Source organism: Massilia sp. NBRC 108631, from assembly GCF_059704565.1.
Genome location: NZ_BAAKJE010000213.1, coordinates 47692 through 67834, shown reverse-complemented (window position 1 = coordinate 67834; position 20143 = coordinate 47692). Strand labels below are relative to the sequence as shown.

General features: G+C 68.3%; 11 protein-coding genes. 9 read left to right on the top strand and 2 right to left on the bottom strand.

The annotated features are described in order from the left end of the window. Nucleotides 1-262 precede the first annotated feature (262 nt). Nucleotides 263-1243 (bottom strand): NADPH:quinone oxidoreductase family protein, encoded by a 981-nt coding sequence (locus AC6H42_RS23150; protein WP_057155960.1) that lies wholly within the window; start codon nucleotides 1241-1243, stop codon nucleotides 263-265. Between the two features lie 198 nt (nucleotides 1244-1441). Between AC6H42_RS23150 and AC6H42_RS23145 the strand changes: the two genes are divergently transcribed. The 7 genes from AC6H42_RS23145 to rlmD all read left to right on the top strand — a co-directional run bounded on the left by AC6H42_RS23145 (nucleotide 1442) and on the right by rlmD (nucleotide 9353). Further along, nucleotides 1442-2050: a toll/interleukin-1 receptor domain-containing protein gene (locus AC6H42_RS23145; RefSeq protein WP_497549041.1), complete on the top strand. Its 609-nt coding sequence runs from the start codon at nucleotides 1442-1444 to the stop codon at nucleotides 2048-2050. Between the two features lie 8 nt (nucleotides 2051-2058). After that, a complete protein-coding gene (locus tag AC6H42_RS23140; RefSeq protein ID WP_497549040.1) occupies nucleotides 2059-4008 on the top strand; it encodes a KGGVGR-motif variant AAA ATPase in 1950 nt (649 codons plus the stop codon). A gap of 126 nt (nucleotides 4009-4134) precedes the next feature. Next, complete coding sequence (gene surE / locus AC6H42_RS23135; protein WP_497549039.1) at nucleotides 4135-4872, top strand: 5'/3'-nucleotidase SurE; 738 nt, start codon at nucleotides 4135-4137, stop codon at nucleotides 4870-4872. After that, complete coding sequence (locus tag AC6H42_RS23130; protein WP_057155957.1) at nucleotides 4869-5786, top strand: protein-L-isoaspartate(D-aspartate) O-methyltransferase; 918 nt, start codon at nucleotides 4869-4871, stop codon at nucleotides 5784-5786. Before surE ends, AC6H42_RS23130 begins: the two co-directional genes overlap by 4 nt. A gap of 32 nt (nucleotides 5787-5818) precedes the next feature. After that, nucleotides 5819-6781: a peptidoglycan DD-metalloendopeptidase family protein gene (locus AC6H42_RS23125; RefSeq protein ID WP_057155956.1), complete on the top strand. Its 963-nt coding sequence runs from the start codon at nucleotides 5819-5821 to the stop codon at nucleotides 6779-6781. A gap of 5 nt (nucleotides 6782-6786) precedes the next feature. Next, nucleotides 6787-7809: an RNA polymerase sigma factor RpoS gene (rpoS, locus tag AC6H42_RS23120; protein ID WP_057155955.1), complete on the top strand. Its 1023-nt coding sequence runs from the start codon at nucleotides 6787-6789 to the stop codon at nucleotides 7807-7809. Nucleotides 7810-7919: 110 nt separating this feature from the next. Beyond that, the gene (gene rlmD / locus AC6H42_RS23115; protein ID WP_082551870.1) at nucleotides 7920-9353 is read left to right on the top strand and encodes a 23S rRNA (uracil(1939)-C(5))-methyltransferase RlmD; all 1434 of its coding nucleotides are present in this window, start codon (nucleotides 7920-7922) and stop codon (nucleotides 9351-9353) included. 13 nt (nucleotides 9354-9366) lie between these two features. Here the strand turns inward: rlmD and AC6H42_RS23110 are convergent, their stop codons facing one another. Then, the gene (locus AC6H42_RS23110) at nucleotides 9367-12057 is read right to left on the bottom strand and encodes a TonB-dependent receptor plug domain-containing protein (protein WP_497549038.1); all 2691 of its coding nucleotides are present in this window, start codon (nucleotides 12055-12057) and stop codon (nucleotides 9367-9369) included. Between the two features lie 172 nt (nucleotides 12058-12229). On the opposite strand from AC6H42_RS23110, the gene AC6H42_RS23105 reads away from it, so the two are divergent. Together AC6H42_RS23105 and pbpC are read left to right on the top strand one after the other, a co-directional pair. Then, nucleotides 12230-17947, top strand: a complete 5718-nt coding sequence (locus AC6H42_RS23105; protein WP_497549037.1) for an alpha-2-macroglobulin family protein — start codon at nucleotides 12230-12232, stop codon at nucleotides 17945-17947. Continuing rightward, nucleotides 17944-20103, top strand: a complete 2160-nt coding sequence (pbpC, locus tag AC6H42_RS23100; protein ID WP_497549036.1) for a penicillin-binding protein 1C — start codon at nucleotides 17944-17946, stop codon at nucleotides 20101-20103. Before AC6H42_RS23105 ends, pbpC begins: the two co-directional genes overlap by 4 nt. Nucleotides 20104-20143 lie beyond the last annotated feature (40 nt).

The following is a 20143-nucleotide window of genomic DNA, read 5'->3' as shown; positions in this document are numbered from 1 at the left end:
GCCACCTGAGCCGCATTTTCCCTCATTCGGGGTCAGACCCCGAATGGACGGGATTGCGGCTCAGGCCGGCAGGCAGCGAAGCGCGGCGTCCAGGATGGCGGATTCGATGCGGCATGGCACACCGTGCGCTTGCAATCAGCCTTGTCCGCAATCGGCGTCAGTCAATTCCTTCCCAGTTGCCGCGATGCTTACAAGCAGCCTCTGCCGCACGCAGCCTCAATCGGGGTCTGACCCCGATTTTGGGGTGTGCGGCTCAGGCTGGTCAGGCCTGGGGATTGATGACGACCTTGCCGGTGACTTTGCGGGCGGCCATGTCGTTCAGCGCCTGCGCCGTGTCGGCCAGCGCGTAGCGGGCCGAGATGTGGGGCTTGATCTTGCCTTCGGCCAGCCAGCCCAGCAGCTGCATCATGCCGGCCAGGTTGGCCTGCGGCTCGCGCTTGGCGAACTCGCCCCAGAACACGCCCACCAGCGACGCCCCTTTCAGCAGCGCCAGGTTGAGCGGCAGCTTGGGGATTTCGCCGTTGGCGAAGCCCACCACCAGGTAGCGCCCGCGCCAGGCGATGGAGCGGAACGCGGCCTCGGCGTAGTCGCCGCCCACCGGGTCGTACACCACGTCCGGCCCCTTGCCGCCGGTGGCCGCCTTGACTGCCTCGCGCAAGTCTTCCTTGCTGTAGTTGATCAGCGCGTCGGCGCCGTGCGCCTTGCACACGGCCAGCTTGTCGTCCGTGGAGGCGGCCGCGATCACGCGCGCGCCCAGCGCCTTGCCAATCTCGATCGCCGCCAGCCCCACGCCGCCGGCCGCGCCCAGCACCAGCATGGTTTCGCCCGCCCGCAGCGCGGCGCGGTCCACCACCGCGTGGTGCGAGGTGCCGTAGGTGAGGGTGATGGCCGCCGCCGTGTCGAAGTCCATGCCGGGCGGCATCGGCATCAAGGCCTGCGCCGGCACCGCCAGCTGCTCGGCGAAGGCACCGTGCGCCGCGAACGCAATCACCTTGTCGCCCACCCGGTAGCCGCTCACGCCTTCGCCCACCGCGCGCACCACGCCCGACACTTCGTTGCCGGGCGTGAAGGGCAGGGCCGGCTTGTACTGGTACTTGCCCTGGATGATGAGCACGTCCGGGAAGTTGACGCCGGCCGCTTGCACGTCCAGCACCACGTGGCCTGGCGCCGCTTGCGGGTCCGGCAACGCTTCCACAACCAGGGTGTCGGGCAGGCCCCAGGCTTTGCATACGATGGCTTTCATGCGGTCTCCAGTGTGTAATCGTTATTAAATAGTACGGTCGTTTTATTCTACGCCGGTTCCGCGCGGCCGTGGCGCTTACTTTGCCGCCGCGCGCTTGCTTACCCGGAGCTGACACGGCGGGATGCGCGTTTGCGTTTTCGCAAAGCGCGGTGCGGCCAGCGCGCTACAGTGGATTCAATGAGCAAGCAGGAGGCTGCCATGTCGACTATCCGCTACGGCTGTTTCTTCAGTTACGCGCACGGGCGTCACCCCCATATGATCCGCTTCAAGAACGATCTGGCCGAGGCCCTCAAGTGCTACCTGGAGCCGCATTTTGACAACGAAAGCGAACTGTTCATCGACACCGAGCAACTCGGCGGCGGAGACGACCTGGACCGGCGCATCGCCACCGCGCTGTGCGAAAGCGTGTGCATGATCGTCATTTATACACCCAAGTACGAGGCGCACGGCTATACCCGGCGCGAGTTCGCCGCCATGCAGCAGATCGAGAGCGAGCGCCGCCTGTGGTATCCGCTGCCCAGCCACCTGATCATCCCCGTGATCATGACGCGCCACCCATTCAGCCTGCCGCCGCAGATCACGGACCCCGGCATGTATGTGGACTTTTCGCGCTACACGCTGGCCAGCGGCGACCTGAAGACCAATCCCGACTTCCTGCCCGACATCGAAAAAATCGTCCAGCGCATCGCCGCCCACTACCATTACCTGAAGTCCAGCATCCCGCCCGGCCATGATTGCAGCCGCTTCGTGCTGCCGCCCATCCCCGAGGAGTGGCGCGCCACTCCGCCGCCCCACTTTCCCCGCTAAGGTGAACCATGGAACTTCCGCACCTGCTGCTGCCGCTGGCCACGCCCGGCGACGTCATTACCTTTCACTCGCATAAGGGCGGCGCCGGCCGCAGCATGGCGGTGGCCAACCTGGCCATGTTGCTGGCCGGGCGCAGCCAGGCCACGGTGCCGGTGCTGATGGTGGACTGGGACCTGGACGCTCCCGGCCTGCACCAGTATGTCGCACCGGCGGCGGACGGGCCGGGAGTGCTGGAACTGTTTACCGCCTGCCGCGACCAGCTGCAGCGCCGCAGCCGCCGCGGCGCCGCGCTGGACGACGCGGCGCTGGCCAGGCAGGTGCTCGACGCGGTGGGCTGGGAGCGCTACGTGGTGCGGGTGGACCAGAGCCGCCCGCTGTACCTGATGCGCGCCGGCTGCCTCGATGCCGGCTACGCCGAGCGCGTGGCCGCGTTCAACTGGGAGGCGCTGTTCCACCTGTGCCCGGCCCTGTTCCGCAGCTTCGCGGACATGCTGGCGCGCCAGTTCCGCCACGTGCTGGTGGATGCGCGCAGCGGCCGCAACGACATCAGCGGTATTTGCACCACCTTGCTGCCGACCCGGCTGGTGTTGCTGTTCGAAGCGAACCGCCAGAGCCTGGACGGGCTGCAGGCACTGGTGCAGCGCGCCACCACCTACCGCCGCAGCCACGAGGACGAGCAGCGTCCGCTGCTGATCTACCCCTTGCCGACCCGCACCGACATGGAAAACAGCGCGCAGCGCGCCCTGTGCCGGCGCGGCGACCCGGCCACCGGCTTGCCGGGCTACCAGCCGGTGTTCGAGCAGGCGCTGGGCGAGGCCTACGGTTTGCAGCAACTGTCGCTGGAAAGCTACTTCGACGAGGTGCAGCTGCCGCAGTCGCGCAGCCTGGCGCGCGGCGAGCGCCTGGCGGTGCGCGGCGAGCCGCTGGCCGACCGCTATTCCGTCACGCGCTCGTACGAGGCGCTGCTGGGCTGGCTGGCCGGCGGCCATCCGCCCTGGCACTCGCGGCGCGAGATACCGCTGCTGGCGGCGGTGGCGCAGTCGCGCCGGGCCCTGGAGGGCGGCAGCGCTTACAGCATGACGCTGGCGCGCGACCTGTTCCGGCTGGGCCTGCTGTACGCGGACGAGGGCCGCAGCGCCGCCGCCGTGCTGGCCCTGCGCGAGAGCCTGGCGCTGCATGTGAAGGTGGTGGGGGAGGCGCATCTGGAGACGGCTGCCGTCAAGGCGCAACTGGCGCGCGTGCTGTTGCTGGAAGGCGAGCTGGACCAGGCGCGCATGCTGCTGCGCTGCGTGGTTGAAACGCGCACGCGGCTGCTGGGCGGCGAGCATCCGGACGTGCTGGAGGCGTGCTCGGCGCAGGCCGGCGCGCTGGCGCGGCAGGGCTATTTCGAGGCCGCGCTGGACCGGCAGGAAGAAGTGCTGCAGATCCAGATGCGGCTGCTGGGACCGGAGCATGTGCTGACCCTGGCCAGCCTGGCGGCGCGGGCCGGCATGCATTATTTGTCGGGCGAGCTGGAACTGGCGCGGCAGGCGCAGGAGCAGGTGCTGGCGGTGCGCGCGCGGCTGCTGGGCGCCGAGCACGAAGACACGCTGCGCGTGGCGGCGGCGCTGGGCCAGACCCTGGCCAAAATGGAGGGCAGCGGACAGCAGGCGTGCGCGGCCGGCCAGCGTGGACCGCTGGCGCAGCCGGGCTTGCCCGGCCAGCGCGGCGCGCAGCAGGAGGCGGCGCACTACGGGTCGCCGCCGCTGGCGCCGGCCCAGGTCCGCCGGCGCGGCGCGGCGCGGCCGGCCGCCATGCCGGCCGAGCTGGCCGCCGGGCCGGCGGCGGACCCGGCAGTTCGCACGCCCGGCGTGGAGCAGCAAGTGCAGGCCTGCCATGCGGAGCCTTACTTGCTGCAGCGCGCCGACGCGCCCTGCGGCGAGCCGCTGCCGGAGGCGTCCTCCGCGCCGCGCGGCTAGCGGACCGGCGCGGCCTGCGGACCGCGCGCGGGAGCGCCGCCCGGCGTCGCGGCAGGGGCACTAAATTTGACCCGGGCGGCCGCCGGCATGTGCTGGCGTGCCGTTGCTTCGGGTAAAATCCCAGCCATGCGTATCCTAATTAGTAATGACGATGGCTATCTGGCGCCCGGCATCAACGCCCTGGCGGAAGCGCTCGCGCCCATAGCGGACATCGTGGTCGTCGCGCCCGAAGGCAACCGCTCCGGCGCCTCCAATTCGCTGTCGCTGGACCGGCCGCTGTCGGTGCAGCAGGCGGCCAATGGATTCTATTTTGTCAACGGAACGCCGACCGACTGCGTCCACATCGCGCTGACCGGCATGCTGGCCGAACAGCCCGACCTGGTGGTGTCCGGCATCAACAACGGCCCCAATATGGGCGACGACACCCTGTACTCCGGCACCGTGGCGGCCGCCACCGAGGGTTATCTGTTCGGTATTCCCGCCATCGCCTTTTCGCAGGGCGCCTACGGCTGGGAACACATCGAGGACGCGGCCAAAGTGGCGCGCGACATCGTGCAGCGCTATGTCGATGCGCTGGCCAAGCCGTACTTGCTCAACGTCAATATCCCGAACCGGCCGTATGCCGACATGGGGCCATTCACGGCAACCCGGCTGGGCCGGCGTCACCAGGCCGAACCGGTGATCCGCTCGCAGGATCCGCGCGGCCGCGAAATTTTCTGGATCGGCCCGCCCGGCGCCTGCAAGGACGCCGGCGCGGGCACCGATTTCCACGCGGTGTCCCACGGCCAGGTGTCGCTGACGCCGCTGCAGGTGGACCTGACGCACCGTACCCAACTCGAGACGCTGGCAAAGGGCCTGGCATGACCGATAAACACCGCACCTTCCCGCTGCCGCTGTCCTCTGTCGTGGACAAGGCGCAGAAAAAGCCCGCCGTGTTCTCGCCTGTGGCCACGCCGCAGACGGCCACGCAGAACGCCGCCCGCAACGCAGCGCTGGGCGGCACGCATCCGGGCGTGCGGGTAGGGGCGGTGCCGGGGACGCCGGTGCGCCCGGGCAGTGCGCCCACGGCCATGCCGTCGCGCTCGCACACCTATGCGCTGGAGCGCGCGCAGGCCGCGCCGGCCGCCGCGCCGCGCCAGAATCCGCTGGTGTCGGACGCGGTGCGGCGCGCCATGGTGGCGCGCGTGGCCAAGCAGGGCGTGAAGGACCCGGTGGTGCTGGGCGCGCTGGAAGCGGTGCCGCGCCATATGTTCATGGACGAGGCGCTCGCTGCGCAAGCCTATATCGACGCTTCCCTGCCGATCGGCCACCACCAGACCATCTCCCAGCCCTACATCGTGGCGCGCATGATCGAGGTGATGCGCAACGGCGGCCAGCTCAAGCGCGTGCTGGAGATCGGCACCGGCTGCGGTTACCAGGCGGCGGTGTTGTCCTGCCTGGCGCAGGAGGTGTTTTCCATCGAGCGCATCAAGCCGCTGCACGAGCTTGCCAAGGGCAATTTGCGGCCGCTGCGGCTACCGAATCTACGCTTGCATTACGGAGATGGTATGCTAGGGCTGCCTCAGGCCGCCCCGTTCGACGGTATTATCCTGGCCGCAGCCGGCCTGGAAGTGCCGCAAGCGCTGCTTGAACAGCTCGCCATCGGCGGCCGCCTGGTCGCCCCGGTGGGCGCCCGCGCCCAGCACCTGGAGCTGGTGACGCGGCTGGGCAAGGCCGAATGGACCAGCCAGACGCTGGAAGACTGCCATTTCGTGCCCCTGCGCTCCGGAACCGTGTAAGGTCCGGCTGAAGAAGACAAACTAAGATGAGTATGACGAATAAGAGTTCCCTGTTACTGCTGAGCATTTCCCTGTGCGTGCTGAGCGCCTGTACCACCGTGCCGAACCAGGCGCCCGTGATCGACCGCACCACGCCCATGGTGACGTCGCCGCCCGCCAGGCCGCCTTCGCCCAGCGAAGACGCGCAGAAGGAGCGCGAGGAGCGCGGCCTGTATACCGTGAAAAAAGGCGACACCCTGATCCGCATCGCGCTCGACCATGGCCAGAATTACCGCGACCTGGTGACCTGGAACAACCTGACCAACCCGAACGACATCAAGGTGGACCAGGTGCTGCGCGTGCAGCCGCCCGAATCGGTGGGCGGCGTGCAGACCGTGGCCGTGCCCCAGCCGGGCACCACCGAAGTGAAACCCGAGCCGGTGCCCAAGAAGACTGGCCCGCGCGGCGAGAAGAGGCCGTGGAGCGAGGGGGCGCTGGCCGAGCTGCAGCGCGGCGACGAGGGCGGCGCCGTCAACGGCGCGGTCAAGCCGCCGCCGGCGCGCAGCGAGCGTCCGGCCCAGGCCGCCGCCCCGGCGGCCGCGCCTGCGGCGCCCGCCGCCGCCGCCGTGCAGCTGAGCGCCGAGGACCGTGAACTGAGCTGGGCCTGGCCGTCCGAAGGCCGCGTCATCGCCACCTTCGACGAAGGCAAGAACAAGGGCATCGACATCGCCGGGAAAGCCGGGCAACAGGTGATGGCCGCCGGTGCAGGAAAAGTGATGTATGCCGGCAGCGGCATCCGTGGATATGGTAATCTCGTTATTGTGAAGCACAGTAATAGCCTGCTGTCGGCCTATGCGCACAACCGGACCATCCTGGTAAAGGAAGGGCAGAGCGTGAACAAGGGCCAGATGATTGCAGAAATGGGGGATTCGGACACGGACGCCGTCAAGCTGCACTTCGAAATCAGGCAGCAGGGCAAACCGGTCGATCCATCGAAGTTTTTGCCTAACCGCTAGCTACCATGACACACTCGCCGCACGACCGCCTGGATGACGATGCCCTGCCGGACGATTTTCCGGACGAGCAGATCGACGATGCAGTTGTCGACGGCGAGGGTGAGGGCGAAGGCGGCGAGGGCGCGGCCGCGCCGGAAGTGGGCGCGGTGCTGGAAAGCGTCGATGAACTGAAAAAGGTGCTGGCCGCCGAACTGTCCACCGACACCACCCAGCACTATCTGAACCAGATCGGCACCCGGCCGCTGCTGACCGCGCCGCAGGAGGTGCATTTCGCCACCCTGGCCAAGGCCGGCGACTTCTCCGCCCGCCAGACCATGATCGAGCACAATCTGCGGCTGGTGGTGTCCATCGCCAAGCATTACATCAACCGCGGCGTGGTCCTGCTCGACATGATCGAGGAGGGCAACATCGGCCTGATGCGCGCCATCGACAAGTTCGAGCCGGAGCGCGGCTTCCGCTTCTCGACCTACGCCACCTGGTGGATACGCCAGAGCATTGAGCGCGCCATCATGAACCAGGCCCGCACGGTGCGCCTGCCGGTGCACATGGTGCGGGAACTGAACCAGATCCTGCGCGGCAAATACCACCTGGAAGCGCAGCACCACAACGGCAAGGACGCCACCGCCGAGGATATCGCCGAACTGGTGGGCCGGCCGGTGGAGGAGGTGCAGGACATCCTGGCGCTGTCCGAGCACGCCACCTCGCTCGACGCGCCGCTCGACAACGACCCGCAGTCGTCGCTGATGGACATGCTGCCCGGCGACAGCGAGGATGCGCCGGACGCGCGCGCCGAGCACCACGAAATGACGGTGCTGGTGCGCGACTGGCTCACCAAGCTGCCGGACAAGCAGCGCATCGTCATCATGCGCCGCTTCGGGCTGGACAACGACGATCCTGCCACGCTGGAAACGCTGGCCGAGGAGATGGGCGTCACGCGCGAGCGGGTGCGCCAGATCCAGCAGGAAGCGCTGGTCAAGCTGAAACGCGCGATGGCCGCGCGCGGCGTGGTGCGCGACTCGCTGTTGTAGGGCGGGGCAGGCAAGGCTCACCCGCCGATCTGCTATCATAACGCCCTTCCGAAAGGCTGCCGGCCTCGCGCCCGGCAGCCTTGCTTCGTTTCCCCATACTCTTGAACGTTATGCAAGACACTATCATCGACATCAAATCGCTCGACATGGACGCCCGCGGCGTCGGCCACCTTGAAAACGAAGACGGTACGCCGGGCAAGGTGATATTTGTGGAAGGCGCGTTGCCGGGCGAGCGCGTCACCTTTGAAACGTTCAAGAAAAAGAAAAACTGGGAAGCGGCCCGCCTGGTCGAGATCCGCAAGGAGTCGGCCATGCGCATCCAGCCCAAGTGCGTGCACTTCGACTATTGCGGCGGCTGCTCCATGCAGCACCTGGAGCCGAGCGCGCAGGTGGCCATCAAGCAGCGCACGCTGGAGGACAACCTGTGGCACTTGAGCAAGGTCAAGGCCGGCAACGTGATGCGCCCGATGTACGGCCCGACCTGGGGCTACCGCTACCGCGCGCGCCTGTCGGTGCGCCACGTGGCCAAGAAGAACACGGTGCTGGTGGGCTTCCACGAAAAGAAATCGTCCTACGTTGCCGACATCCAGAGCTGCCAGATCCTGCCGCCGCACGTGTCGGACATGATGATGCCGCTGCGCGCGCTGGTCGGCTCGCTGAGCATCTTCGACAAGGTGCCGCAGATCGAGCTGGCCATCGGCGAAGACCTGACCGTGCTGGTGCTGCGCAATATGGAGGCGCTGACGGCCGATGACGAAGCCAAGGTGAAGGCCTTCGCCGACCAGTACCGGATCCAGTGGTGGCTGCAGCCGAAAGGCCCGGACACCGCCTATCCGTTCTACCCGCTGGACAAGCAGCTGCATTATTTGCTGCCCGAGTTCAACGTGCGCATGCCGTTCAAGCCGGTCGACTTCACGCAGGTGAACCACCACATCAACCGCGTGCTGGTGTCGAAGGCGCTGCGTCTGCTGGAAGTGCAGCCGCAGGACCGCGTGGCCGACCTGTTCTGCGGCCTGGGCAACTTCACCCTGCCGCTGGCCACCCAGGCGCGCGAAGTGGTCGGCATCGAAGGCAGCACCGCGCTGACCGAGCGCGCGCTGTCGAACGCCGTCGTCAACGGCGTGTCGCAAAAGACCAGCTTCATGACGCGCAACCTGTTCGAGGTAAGCAAGGAAGACCTGATCGCGCTCGGCAAGTTCGACCGCATGCTGATCGATCCGCCGCGCGACGGCGCGCTGGCCCTGTCGCTGGCGCTGGCGGAACTGAAGAAGACCAACCCGGCGCTGCTGCCGAAGCGCATCGTGTACGTCTCGTGCAGCCCGTCCACGCTGGCGCGCGACGCCGGCGTGCTGGTGCACCTGTGCGGCTATGTGCTGAACAAGGCCGGCGTGGTGAACATGTTCCCGCACACCTCGCACGTGGAATCGATGGCGGTGTTCGACCTGAACATCGACGCGCCGGTGACCCAGCTGGCCGACGGCCGCGACATGCCGGCCGCCGTGGAGCCGGACGGCGCCGTCAACCCGCTCGGCGCCGCCGCTTAAGCTGCTGTTTACGTCAAGAACCGAAGTGGTAGTTTAGCTCCACCCAGCCGGCGCGCCCGGCCGGGCTGTAGCTGCCCACCGGGTAGTTCGGCCAGCCGCCCGTGCTGTCGTGCTTGATCTTGTCGAACACGTTGTTGACGATCAGTGACAGCGTGGTGCGCTTGTTCAGGCGGTACACGGTGCTCAAATTCACCAGCGCGGTCGGCGTCAGGTAGCCGTCCTGCGCGCCGTTCGGCAGCTTGCCGTAGCGGTTCACCGATAGCGTGCTGGTCCAGTCGCGGATGGTCCAGGCCAGGCTGGCGTTCAGCTTGTCCGGCCAGTCGGTGTTGTCCAGTGCATGCAGCTCGTCCTGCACCTCGTCCCCCTCGAACTGCTTGTAGCGCTTGGTCAGCGTCTTGGCGTAGCTGCCGCGCAGCACGAAGTCGCCGTAGCGCGTGCCGCGCAAGGCGTAGCGCGCCGTCAGGTCGAAGCCGCTGGTGCTCTGGTGCGCCGCGTTGATCGGGTTGACCGTGATTTCCTGGATCTCGCCCGGCTTGTTCAGCGCCGTCAGCGGATAGCGCTTGATGCGGTTGATGGTGTCCACGCAGCTGGGCGAGCTGATGTCCGCGCCGCCCAGCCGGCAGGCCGCCTCGTCGCGCAGCAGCTTGCCCGCGCTCAGGTTGGTCACCAGGTCGTCGATCTTCACGTTCCAGTAGTCGGCCGAGGCGTCGAAGCTGGCGCTGGGCGACCACACCACGCCCACGCCCCACGATTTGCCTTTCTCGGAACTGAGGTCCTTGCTGCCCAGCTGCACGTAGTCGGCTCCCGGCGACACATTGGCGTAGTCGCAGTCCTCGATCTTCTGGCCGGCCAGCTGGCAGCGGTAGTAGTCGGTGGTGGACGAGTAGTAGCCGGTGCCGCGCGACTTGTAGATGTAGTTCATGTCCGGCGCGCGGAAGCTGGTGGCGTAGTTGCCGCGCACCAGGACGTCGCGCGCGGGCCGGATCTCCAGCCCGCCGTTGTAGGTGAACTTGCCCTCGTTGCGGCCGGCGAAGCTGTAGCGGTCGTAACGCCCCGCCACGGTGGAGCTGAGCTGCTTGAGCAGCGGGATGCTGGCCTCCACGCCCAGCGCGTAGCGGGTGCGCGTGCCGCCGTTCGGGTCCGAGCGCGCGGCAGTGTTGAACAGGCCCGCGTTGATGCCCGCGTCCGGCGTGTTGGTGTAGCCCTGGCGGCCCGCTTCGGCCACGGTGGCGAGCTTGACCGCGCCGGCCGGCAGCTGCAGCAGTTCGCCGTTGGCGGTAAAGCTCAGCGTGTTGGTCCACGATTCGTCGTCGCTGTGCGAGGCGCCGATGATGCTGTCGAACTCGGCCGGCGTCAGCCGCCTGGCCAGGCGCGCCGGATCGGGCGCATAGATCGGCACGCCGGCCGCATCCACGCCCAGCTTGGGGCCGAGGAAGAAGCTGTCGATATTGGCCAGCGCGCGCGGCACCTGGTTCTTGCTCTGGTAGAAGGAGGCGTTGTAGGCGGCTTCGTAGTCCCACTGCGTGCCGGGCAGGCGGCCCTTCAGGCCCAGGGTGGTGGCCACCGCCGTGTCTTCCCAGCTGCGGTTGAAGCGCGAGACGCCGCCGTATTCTTCCGGTGCGATGAACTTGTTCCAGGCCTCGTAGGCGCCGGTGTGCTGGTTGGCGAAGTAGGACACGCCGGTGGCGTTGGCCGCCCACGACGGGCCGCGCGTGTTGTTTTCGCTCCCGTTGCGGCCCACCAGCACGTCGGCAAACAGCGTGGTGTCGCCGGCCAGCGCATAGGTGGCGCTGCCGAAGGCGTTCTTGCTGACGTTTTCGGTCTGCACGGTCCAGTGGGTCGGGCCCACTTGCGGGCTGGCGCAGTAGCTGCCTTTCTTCACCGTGTAGGTGATGGTGCTGCCGTCGAACAGGTCGCCCAAAGCGGCGCAGGCGTCGCCCAGGCTGAGGTAGTTGCCGGTCTTGACGTCCTTGCGCGCCAGCACGGTGGAGGGCGTGCCGGCCTTGCTGGCCATGAAGTCGCGCTGTTTGCTCCACAAGGGATCGCGCTTGCTCAGCTCCAGGCTGAACACGGTATTGAGCCGCTCGCCGCTGCTGCCGCCGCTAAACTGCACGCGCTTGTCGCCGCCGCCGCCGCGCTCGGTGCTGCCGGCCTTCAGGTTGACGTCGAAGCCGTCGCTCTTTTTCTTCAGTACCACGTTGATCACGCCGGCGATGGCGTCCGATCCATAGATGGCCGAGGCGCCGCCGTTCAGGATTTCGATGCGTTCGACGATGGAGGAGGGGATGTTGGCCAGGTTGGTGAAGTTGACCGTGCCTTCGTAGGCGATCGGGAAGTCGGCCAGGCGGCGCCCGTTGAGCAGCACCAGCGTGTGGTTGGGGCCCAGGCCGCGCAGGCTGAGGGCGTTGGCGGACGGCGTGAAGGTGTTGCCGAAGTCGGCGCCTTGCACGAAGCCGCTGTTCTGCACCTGATTGCTGAGGGCGTCGAAGACGTTTTTGTAGCCTTGCCGGGTGATGTCCTCGCCGCTGATGACGGTCACGGCGGACGGTCCTTCCAGGCTGGCGCGCGGGATACGCGAGCCGGTCACGATCACGGCAGCCGGTTCAGCCGCCGTGGTTTGCGCGTTCGCCTGCCAGGATGCGCTGCCCAGCGCTGCCAGCAGGCAGGCCGTCAACGGTTTCAATTTGCATCGGGTAGTGGTCATTGCGTTATCTCTTTTTTTGAAAGAGTTGGCACCATAGCAAGCGCACCCTCATGCCGGGAACGAATGGATTCGCGCTTCGATATGCGTTTTGTGAGTGGTATTGCCGCTCGCTGGTTGACAACTATTATTCTCTTTGCAACACTGGGGGCTGTATCCAGCCCCGGGAGTTCAAATGCGCGCCATATCGACCTTAGCCCTGCTGTGCCTGCTGCCTGTTGCCGTGCAGGCGCAGACGCTGGTGGAAGCTTTTTCACCGCAGGATGCCGTGAAAGGCGTGCGGCAGGTGAAGGCGCGCTTCAGCGCCCAGATGGTGCCGTTCGGCGACCTGCGCCTGAGCGATCCCTTCGACGCCGATTGCGGCGCGGGGCAGGGCGCCGGCACGGGTGCGGGCGAGCCGGCGCCGGTGGCGGCCGGCAAAGGGCGCTGGGTCGATGGGCGCAACTGGGTGTATGACTTCGAGCGCGATCTGCCGGCCGGCGTGGCCTGCCGCTTTACGCTCAAGGCCGGGCTGGCGGACGTGGAAGGCAGGCGGCTGGGCGGTGCGCGCAGCTACAGCTTCAACACCGGCGGGCCGTCCATCGTGACCTCGCTGCCGCACGAAGGGGCCGGGTATCTCGACGAGAACCAGATATTCGTGCTGACCCTCGACGCGCCGGCGCGCGAGGCGGATATCGCGCAGCACGCCTACTGCACGGCGGAGGGCATCAACGAAAAAATCGCGGTGCGGCTGTTGACGGGCAAGGAGCGCCAGCAGGTGCTGGACGGACGCAAAATGCGCGCCGGCCGGGACGGGAAAACCCCGGTCAGCGTTGTGCAGTGCAAGCGCAGCCTGCCGCAGAACGCCAAGGTGACGCTGGTGTGGGGCGCCGCCATCGCCACGCCCGGCGGCCTGGCCAACGCGCACGACCAGGTGCTGAGCTTCAAGACGCGCCCCGACTTCACCGCCACCTTCCATTGCGAGCGTCCCTCCGCCAAGGGCCACTGCATTCCGTTCCAGCCGGTGCGCGTGAGTTTCAGCGCCATGGTGCGCACGGCGGACGCGCGCGCCATTGCCATCACCGGCCCGGGCGGCAAGCGCTGGGGGCCGAAACTGTCGAAGGAGGACGAGCGGGCCGAGTACGTGAGCGGGGTGCTGATCGTCGGCCCCTTCCCCGAGAAAGCCAGGCTGCGCCTGGTGCTGCCGGACGCGCTCAAGGACGACGCCGGCCGCAGCCTGCTGAACCAGGCCCGCTTCCCGCTGGCCGTGCAGACCGGCGAAATGCCGCCGCTGGTGAAATTTCCGGCCCGCTTCGGCATCATCGAGGCGCGCGGCGACAGGCTGCTGCCGGTCACGGTGCGCAATGTGGAAGCGGGCATCGCCGGGCGCATGGCCAAGGCCAGCGGTGCGGCCGGCGCCATGCTGACCGTGGAAGGCCCGGACGAACAGCAGGACCGGCAAGTGATGGACTGGCTGCGCCGCCTGCATGGCGCCAAGCGCAGCGCGGGCTGGGTGCCGGGCGAGCTGTGGGGCCTGAAGGAATCGGTCTTCACGGAGCCGAAAGGCAGCCCGAAACCGAAAACCGAGCGCTTCACGCTGCCCAAGCCGGGCGGGGGCAAGGCCTTCGAGGTGATCGGCATCCCGCTGCGCAAGCCCGGCTTCCACGTGGTGGAACTGGCCAGCCCCAAGCTCGGGCTGGCGCTGCAGGGCAAGCCCAGCATGGCTTATGTCAGCGCGGCAGCCCTGGTCACCAATATGGTGGCCCATTTCAAGCACGGCGCCGAGTCCTCGCTGGTGTGGGTCACCTCGCTCGACAAGGGGCTGCCGGTGCCCAACGCGCAGGTGGCGGTGCGCGCCTGCTCCGGCAAGCTGCTCTGGCAGGGCAAGACCGACGCCAACGGCGTGGCCAGCATCCGCGAGGAACTGTTCCACGACGGCTGCCCGTACAGCGAAGGCTATTTCGTCAGCGCCCGCAGCGGCGCCGACATGACATTCACCCTGTCCAACTGGTCCGAGGGCATCGAACCGTGGCGCTTCAACGTGCCCACCGACGATCTGCGCGCCGACAAGACCATCGCCACCACCGTGTTCGACCGCACCTTGCTGCGCGCCGGCGAAACGGTGCACATGAAGCATTTCATCCGCCGCCGCAGTTCGGACGGCTTTGCCTATGCCACGCAGCCGGGCAAGGAGACGCGGCTGGTGATCACGCACCAGGGCAGCGCGCAGAAATACGAGCTGCCGCTGGTCTGGTCCAGCGGCGGGGTGGCGGAGAGCAGCTGGACCATACCGGCCGATGCCAAGCAGGGCGAGTACGACGTGCTGTATGAAGGCCGCGTCGGCGGCGTGTTCCGGGTCGAACAGTTCCGCGTCCCGACCATGAAGGCCTTGCTGCAAGGCCCGCCGGCGCCGGTGGTGCAGGCCGAGCAGGTGGCGCTCGACCTGCAGCTCAGCTATCTGTCGGGCGGTGGTGCGGCCGGCGCCCAGGTCAAGCTGCGTACCACGCAGCAGCCCCGCGGCGTGCATTTCGAGGACTACGACGATTTCGCCTTTGCCATGGGCGACGTGCGGGCCGGCAAGGTGGAGCAGTCCGCGTCCTTCGAGGGCGACGGCGATGACGGCGAAGAGCCGGGCATGGCCGAAGAGGAAGGGCAGGGCGAGGCTGGCGCGCCGGTGCAGACCCGCAATCTGACCCTGGACCGTGCCGGCGGCGCGCGCTTCGTGGTCGACAAGCTGCCCAAACTGGAGCAGCCGGCCACCTTGCTGGCCGAGATGTCCTACCAGGATGCCAACGGCGAAACGCTGTCCTCGGCCACCACCATAGCGCTGTGGCCATCGAACTATGTGATCGGCATCAAGCCGGACAACTGGGTGCTGAGCAAGACCGCCCTCAAGTTCCAGGTGGCCGTGCTGGACACGCAAGGCAAGCCGGTGGCCGGCGCGCCGGTGGACGTGGACTTCTTCCAGCGCCTGAACTATTCGCACCGGCGGCGCCTGGTCGGCGGTTTCTACGCCTATGAGAACAACAGCGAGATCAAGGCGCTCGGCAAGGCCTGCGAAGGCAAGACCGACGCCAAGGGCCTCTTGATCTGCGAAGTGGCGGCGCCGGAGGCGGGCAACCTGATCCTGCGCGCCCGCACGCAGGACGGCGAACAGCGCGCGGCCGTCACCAGCCGCGAAACCTGGGTGGCCGACGGCGACGCCTGGTGGTTCAAGGCCAGCGACGACGACCGCATCGACCTGCTGCCCGAGCGCAAGCGCTATGAGCCGGGCGAAACGGCCAGCTTCCAGCTGCGCATGCCTTTCCGCGAAGCGACCGCGCTGGTGACCGTGGAGCGCGAGGGCATACTCGACACGTATGTGAAGCACCTGTCGGGCGCCTCGCCGGTGTTCAGCATCCCCGTCAAGCCGAACTACGCGCCAAATATGTTCGTTTCCGCTCTGGTGGTGCGCGGCCGCGTGGCCGGCGTGCAGCCGACCGCGCTGGTCGATTTGGGCAAACCGGCCTACAAGATGGGCGTGGCGCAGCTGAAGGTGGGCTGGGCCGCGCACGAGCTGAAGGTGGCGGTGAACACCGACCAGCAGACCTACAAGGTGCGCCAGAAGGCGCAAGTGTCGGTGAAGGTCACGCGGGCCGACGGCACGCCCGCGCCGGCCGGCGCCGAAGTGGCGCTGGCGGCGGTCGATGTCGGCCTGCTGGAGCTGATGCCGAACGCCAGCTGGGACTTGCTGGAAACGATGATGCGCCAGCGCGGGCTGCAGGTGGAGACCTCGACCGCGCAGATGCAGGTGGTCGGCAAGCGCCATTTCGGGCGCAAGGCGGTGCCGCACGGCGGCGGCGGCGGCAAGGGCGGCGGGCGCGAACTGTTCGACACGCTGCTGTTCTGGAAGGGCCGCGTCAAGCTGGACGCCAACGGCGAAGCCAGCGTGCAGGTGCCGCTGAACGACTCGCTGACCGCGTTCCGCATCGTCGCCATCGCCAGCGCCAATACCGGCCTGTTCGGCAGCGGCCGCGCCGAGATCCGCAGCACGCAAGACCTGATGCTGCTGTCCGGCCTGCCAGCCGTGGTGCGCGAAGGCGACAAGTTCCGCGCCGGCTTCACGCTGCGCAATGCCACGGCGGGCGACTTGAAGGTGGAGCTGGGCGCGCAGGTGTCCGGCAAGGCCTTGCCGCGCCAGAGCGTGGCCATCGCGGCCGGCATGGCGCAGGAAATCGGCTGGGACTACCAGGTGCCCTCCGGCGCCAGCGAACTGGCATGGGACGTGACCGCGCACACCAGCGGCATGCCGGCAGCCGGGGCATTGGCCGCGGAACCCGGCGCTGCGCCGGCCGCGTCGTCGGACCGGCTGCGCGTGAAGCAGGCCGTCAGGACGGCGGTGCCGGTGCGCACCCTGCAGGCCACGCTGCTGCAGCTCGACCAGCCGCAAACGATGAAAGTGGAAATTCCCGCCGACGCGCTGCCGGGACGCGGCGGGGTGCGGACGCTGTTCGCCGCGCGGCTGGGCAGCGAACTGCCGGGCGTGCGCGACTACATGCAGGCCTATCCCTACACCTGCTTCGAGCAGAACACCTCGCGCGCCATCGCGCTGCGCGACCGCGAGCGCTGGCAGCATCTGGCTGCGCAATTGCCCGCCTATCTGGACCACGACGGCCTGCTGAAGTACTTCCCCGTCATGGAGCAGGGCAGCGATACGCTGACCGCCTATGTGCTGTCCGCCGTCCAGGAAGCCGGCTTCCCGATTCCGGGCGACGCCAAGGCGCGCATGGAAGAGGCGCTGCTCAACTTCGTGCAGGGCCGCATCACGCGCGGCTCGCCGCTGGCCACGGCCGATCTGGCGGTGCGCAAGGTGGCCGCGCTGGAAGCGCTGTCGCGCGTCAACCGCGTCACCGGCGCCGAGCTGGAATCATTCTCGCCCGAGCCCAACTTGTGGCCGACCTCGGCCGTCATCGACTGGTACCTGATCCACCAGCGCGTCCAGGGGCTGCCCGAGCGCGACAAGCGGCTGGCGCAGGCGCAGCAGATCCTGCGTTCGCGCCTGAACCTGCAGGGCACCACCATGGGCTTCTCCACCGAGCGCAATGACAACTGGTGGTGGCTGATGGTGTCCGGCGACGTCAACGCCAACCGCCTGCTGCTGGCCATGACCTACAACCCGTCCTGGCAGTCCGACATCGGGCGCCTCGCGCGCGGCGCGCTGGGGCGCCAGCACAAGGGGCGCTGGAACACCACGGTGGCCAACGCCTGGGGCGTGCTGGCGCTGGACAAATTCTCCGACAAGTTCGAGCGCGAACCTGTGGCCGGCAGCAGCACGGCGTCGATCGGCAATGCCAGCAAGAGCGTGGCGCTGGACGCCAAGGCGACCAGCGGCAGCGCGCTGCTGGCCTGGCCGCGCGGGGCCGCCGAGCTCTCGCTCAAGCATGCGGGCAGCGGCAAGCCCTGGGTGACGGTGCAGAGCCTGGCGGCCATTCCGCTCAAGGCGCCGGTGTCGTCCGGCTACAAGATCGTCAAGACCATCACGCCGGTCGAGCAGGCCGTCAAGGGCGCCTGGACGCGCGGCGACGTCTACCGCGTGCGGCTCGACCTGGAAGCGCAGGCCGACATGACCTGGGTGGTGGTGGACGACCCCATCCCCGCCAGCGCCTCCGTGCTCGGCACGGGGCTGGGCAAGGATTCGCAACTGCTGACGGCGGGCGAGAAGAGCCAGGGCTGGGTGTGGCCCGCCTTCCAGGAGCGCACTTTCGAGGCGTTCCGTTCCTACTACGAGTTCGTGCCGAAAGGGAAGTGGAGCGTCGAGTATACGGTCCGGCTGAACAACGCCGGCCAGTTCCAGTTGCCGCCTACGCGCGTTGAAGCCATGTACAGCCCCGAAGCCTTCGCCGAGCTGCCGAATGCCGCCGTGAGCGTGAAATGAGCGTTGTCCCGATCCACTCCGCGCCGCATCCACGCCCCGTGGCGATGCCGATGCTGGCGCTGGGTATCGCCGTCCTGGTGGTGGGCGGCCCGGCTGCCGCCGCAGCCGCGCCTGCGCCCGGCGCGACGCCCACGCCGGAGCAGGTGCAGGCGGCCTACCGCGCTTCCGAGTCGACACTGCTGGACCGGAACGGTGCGCCGATCCAATCGATGCGCGTTGACCTGGCTGCGCGGCGCCTGCCGTGGGTAAAGCTGGACGACATTTCGCCGGCCCTGGGGGCGGCGGTGATGCAGGCCGAGGACCAGCGCTTCATGCAGCACGACGGCGTGGACCTGGAAGCGCTCGGCAAGGCGGCCTGGGACAACCTGTTCCGCCGCCGCCCGCGCGGCGCCTCCACCATCACCATGCAACTGGCGGCCCAGCTGGACCCGGCCCTGCAGCCGGCGGCGGCAGGCCGCAGCTGGACCCAGAAATGGGACCAGGTGAAAGCGGCCAGGGCGCTGGACCAGACATGGAGCAAGCCGCAGATCATGGAAGCCTATCTGAACCTGGTGACCTTCCGGGGCGAGCTGCAAGGCGTGGGGGCGGCCGCGCGCGGCCTGTTCGGCAAGGCGCCGTCCGGCCTGAACGTGGCCGAATCGGCGGTGCTGGCCAGCCTGCTGCGCGCGCCTTCGGCCGCGCCCAAGCTGGTGGCGCGGCGGGCCTGCGCACTGGCCAGGGAATTGAAGGCCCACGCGAACTGCGCGGCCATCGAGACCACCGCCGCCAACGCTTTCACGCGCTCGGCCGCCATGGCCGTGCTGGCGCCGGCGCCGCAGGTAGCGCAGAAGCTGCTGACGGCGCCGTCGCAGCAAGTGCGCAGCACGCTGGACGCCGGTTTGCAGCGCCACGCGCAGGCGGTGCTGCGGCAGCAGATCATTTCGCTGCGCGAGCGCAACGTGAAGGATGGCGCCCTGGTGGTGCTGGACAATGCCAGCGGCGAGATCCTGGCCTATGTCGGCAACGCCGGCGGCAGCGAAGTCGATGGCGTGGCGGCGCTGCGCCAGGCCGGCTCGACGCTCAAGCCTTTCCTGTTCGAGCTGGCGCTGGAGCGCAAGCAGCTTACCGCCGCCTCGCTGCTGGACGACACGGCGGTCGACATCTCCACCGCCACCGGCCTGTACGTGCCGCAGAACTACGACAAGGAATTCAAGGGCTATGTCAGCGCCCGCACCAGCCTGGCCGGTTCGCTCAACGTTCCCGCCGTGCGCACGCTGATGATGGTGGGCCTGGACCGTTTTCACGGCCGCCTGCGTGAGCTGGGCCTGGACAGCCTCACCGAGCCGGCCGACTACTACGGCTATTCGCTGGCGCTCGGCTCGGCCGATGTCAGCCTGCTGGACCTGGCCAACGCCTACCGCACACTGGCCAGCGGCGGCCTGCATGGCAGCGCCACCTTGCTGCCGCGCGCGCCCGAGGCCCGGCGCCGCGTGCTCGATGCGCGCGCCGCCTTCATCGTCGGCGACATCCTGTCCGACCGCGCCGCGCGCAGCGTCACCTTCGGCCTGAAGAACGAGCTGGCCACCACCTTCTGGGCGGCGGTCAAGACCGGCACCAGCAAGGACATGCGCGACAACTGGTGCGTGGGCTACAGCGAGCGCTACACGGTGGGGGTGTGGGTCGGCAATTTCGACGGCGGTTCGATGTGGGACGTGTCCGGCGTCACCGGCGCCGCCCCGGTCTGGCGCGACGTGATGGACTACCTGCACCAGCACGTGCCCAGCCGCGCCCCGGCCGCGCCGCCGGGCGTGCTGCGGCGCGACGTGGCCTGGCAGCCGGCCTTCGAGCCGCCGCGCGCGGAATGGTTCATCGCCGGCACGGAGAGCGCCGAAGTGGCGCTGCTGCAGGAAACCCGCCGCGTTCCGCGCATCCTGTACCCGGCCGACGCCAGCATCATCGCCATCGACCCCGACATCCCGGACGCCCGCCAGCGCGTGTTCTTCCAGGCGCAGGCCGGGCAGGGCCTGCGCTGGCAGCTGGACGGCGCCACCCTCGGCCCGGCCGCCGGCAGCCTGGCCTGGCGCCCGGAGCCGGGCCAGCACGAACTGGCCCTGGTCGACGCCGCCGGCGCCCCCGTGGCCACCACCCGTTTCCAGGTGCGCGGGAACGCGCAATAAACCAGCCGGCGAAAAAAAAGCCGGCATGCGCCGGCTTTTT

Coding starts and splice junctions, on each gene's coding strand:
- AC6H42_RS23145 (WP_497549041.1), top strand. CDS start 1,442: ATGTCGACTATCCGCTACGGCTGTTTCTTCAGTTACGCGCACGGGCGT.
- AC6H42_RS23150 (WP_057155960.1), bottom strand. CDS start 1,243: ATGAAAGCCATCGTATGCAAAGCCTGGGGCCTGCCCGACACCCTGGTT.
- AC6H42_RS23140 (WP_497549040.1), top strand. CDS start 2,059: ATGGAACTTCCGCACCTGCTGCTGCCGCTGGCCACGCCCGGCGACGTC.
- AC6H42_RS23125 (WP_057155956.1), top strand. CDS start 5,819: ATGACGAATAAGAGTTCCCTGTTACTGCTGAGCATTTCCCTGTGCGTG.
- surE (WP_497549039.1), top strand. CDS start 4,135: ATGCGTATCCTAATTAGTAATGACGATGGCTATCTGGCGCCCGGCATC.
- AC6H42_RS23110 (WP_497549038.1), bottom strand. CDS start 12,057: ATGACCACTACCCGATGCAAATTGAAACCGTTGACGGCCTGCCTGCTG.
- AC6H42_RS23105 (WP_497549037.1), top strand. CDS start 12,230: ATGCGCGCCATATCGACCTTAGCCCTGCTGTGCCTGCTGCCTGTTGCC.
- pbpC (WP_497549036.1), top strand. CDS start 17,944: ATGAGCGTTGTCCCGATCCACTCCGCGCCGCATCCACGCCCCGTGGCG.
- rpoS (WP_057155955.1), top strand. CDS start 6,787: ATGACACACTCGCCGCACGACCGCCTGGATGACGATGCCCTGCCGGAC.
- rlmD (WP_082551870.1), top strand. CDS start 7,920: ATGCAAGACACTATCATCGACATCAAATCGCTCGACATGGACGCCCGC.
- AC6H42_RS23130 (WP_057155957.1), top strand. CDS start 4,869: ATGACCGATAAACACCGCACCTTCCCGCTGCCGCTGTCCTCTGTCGTG.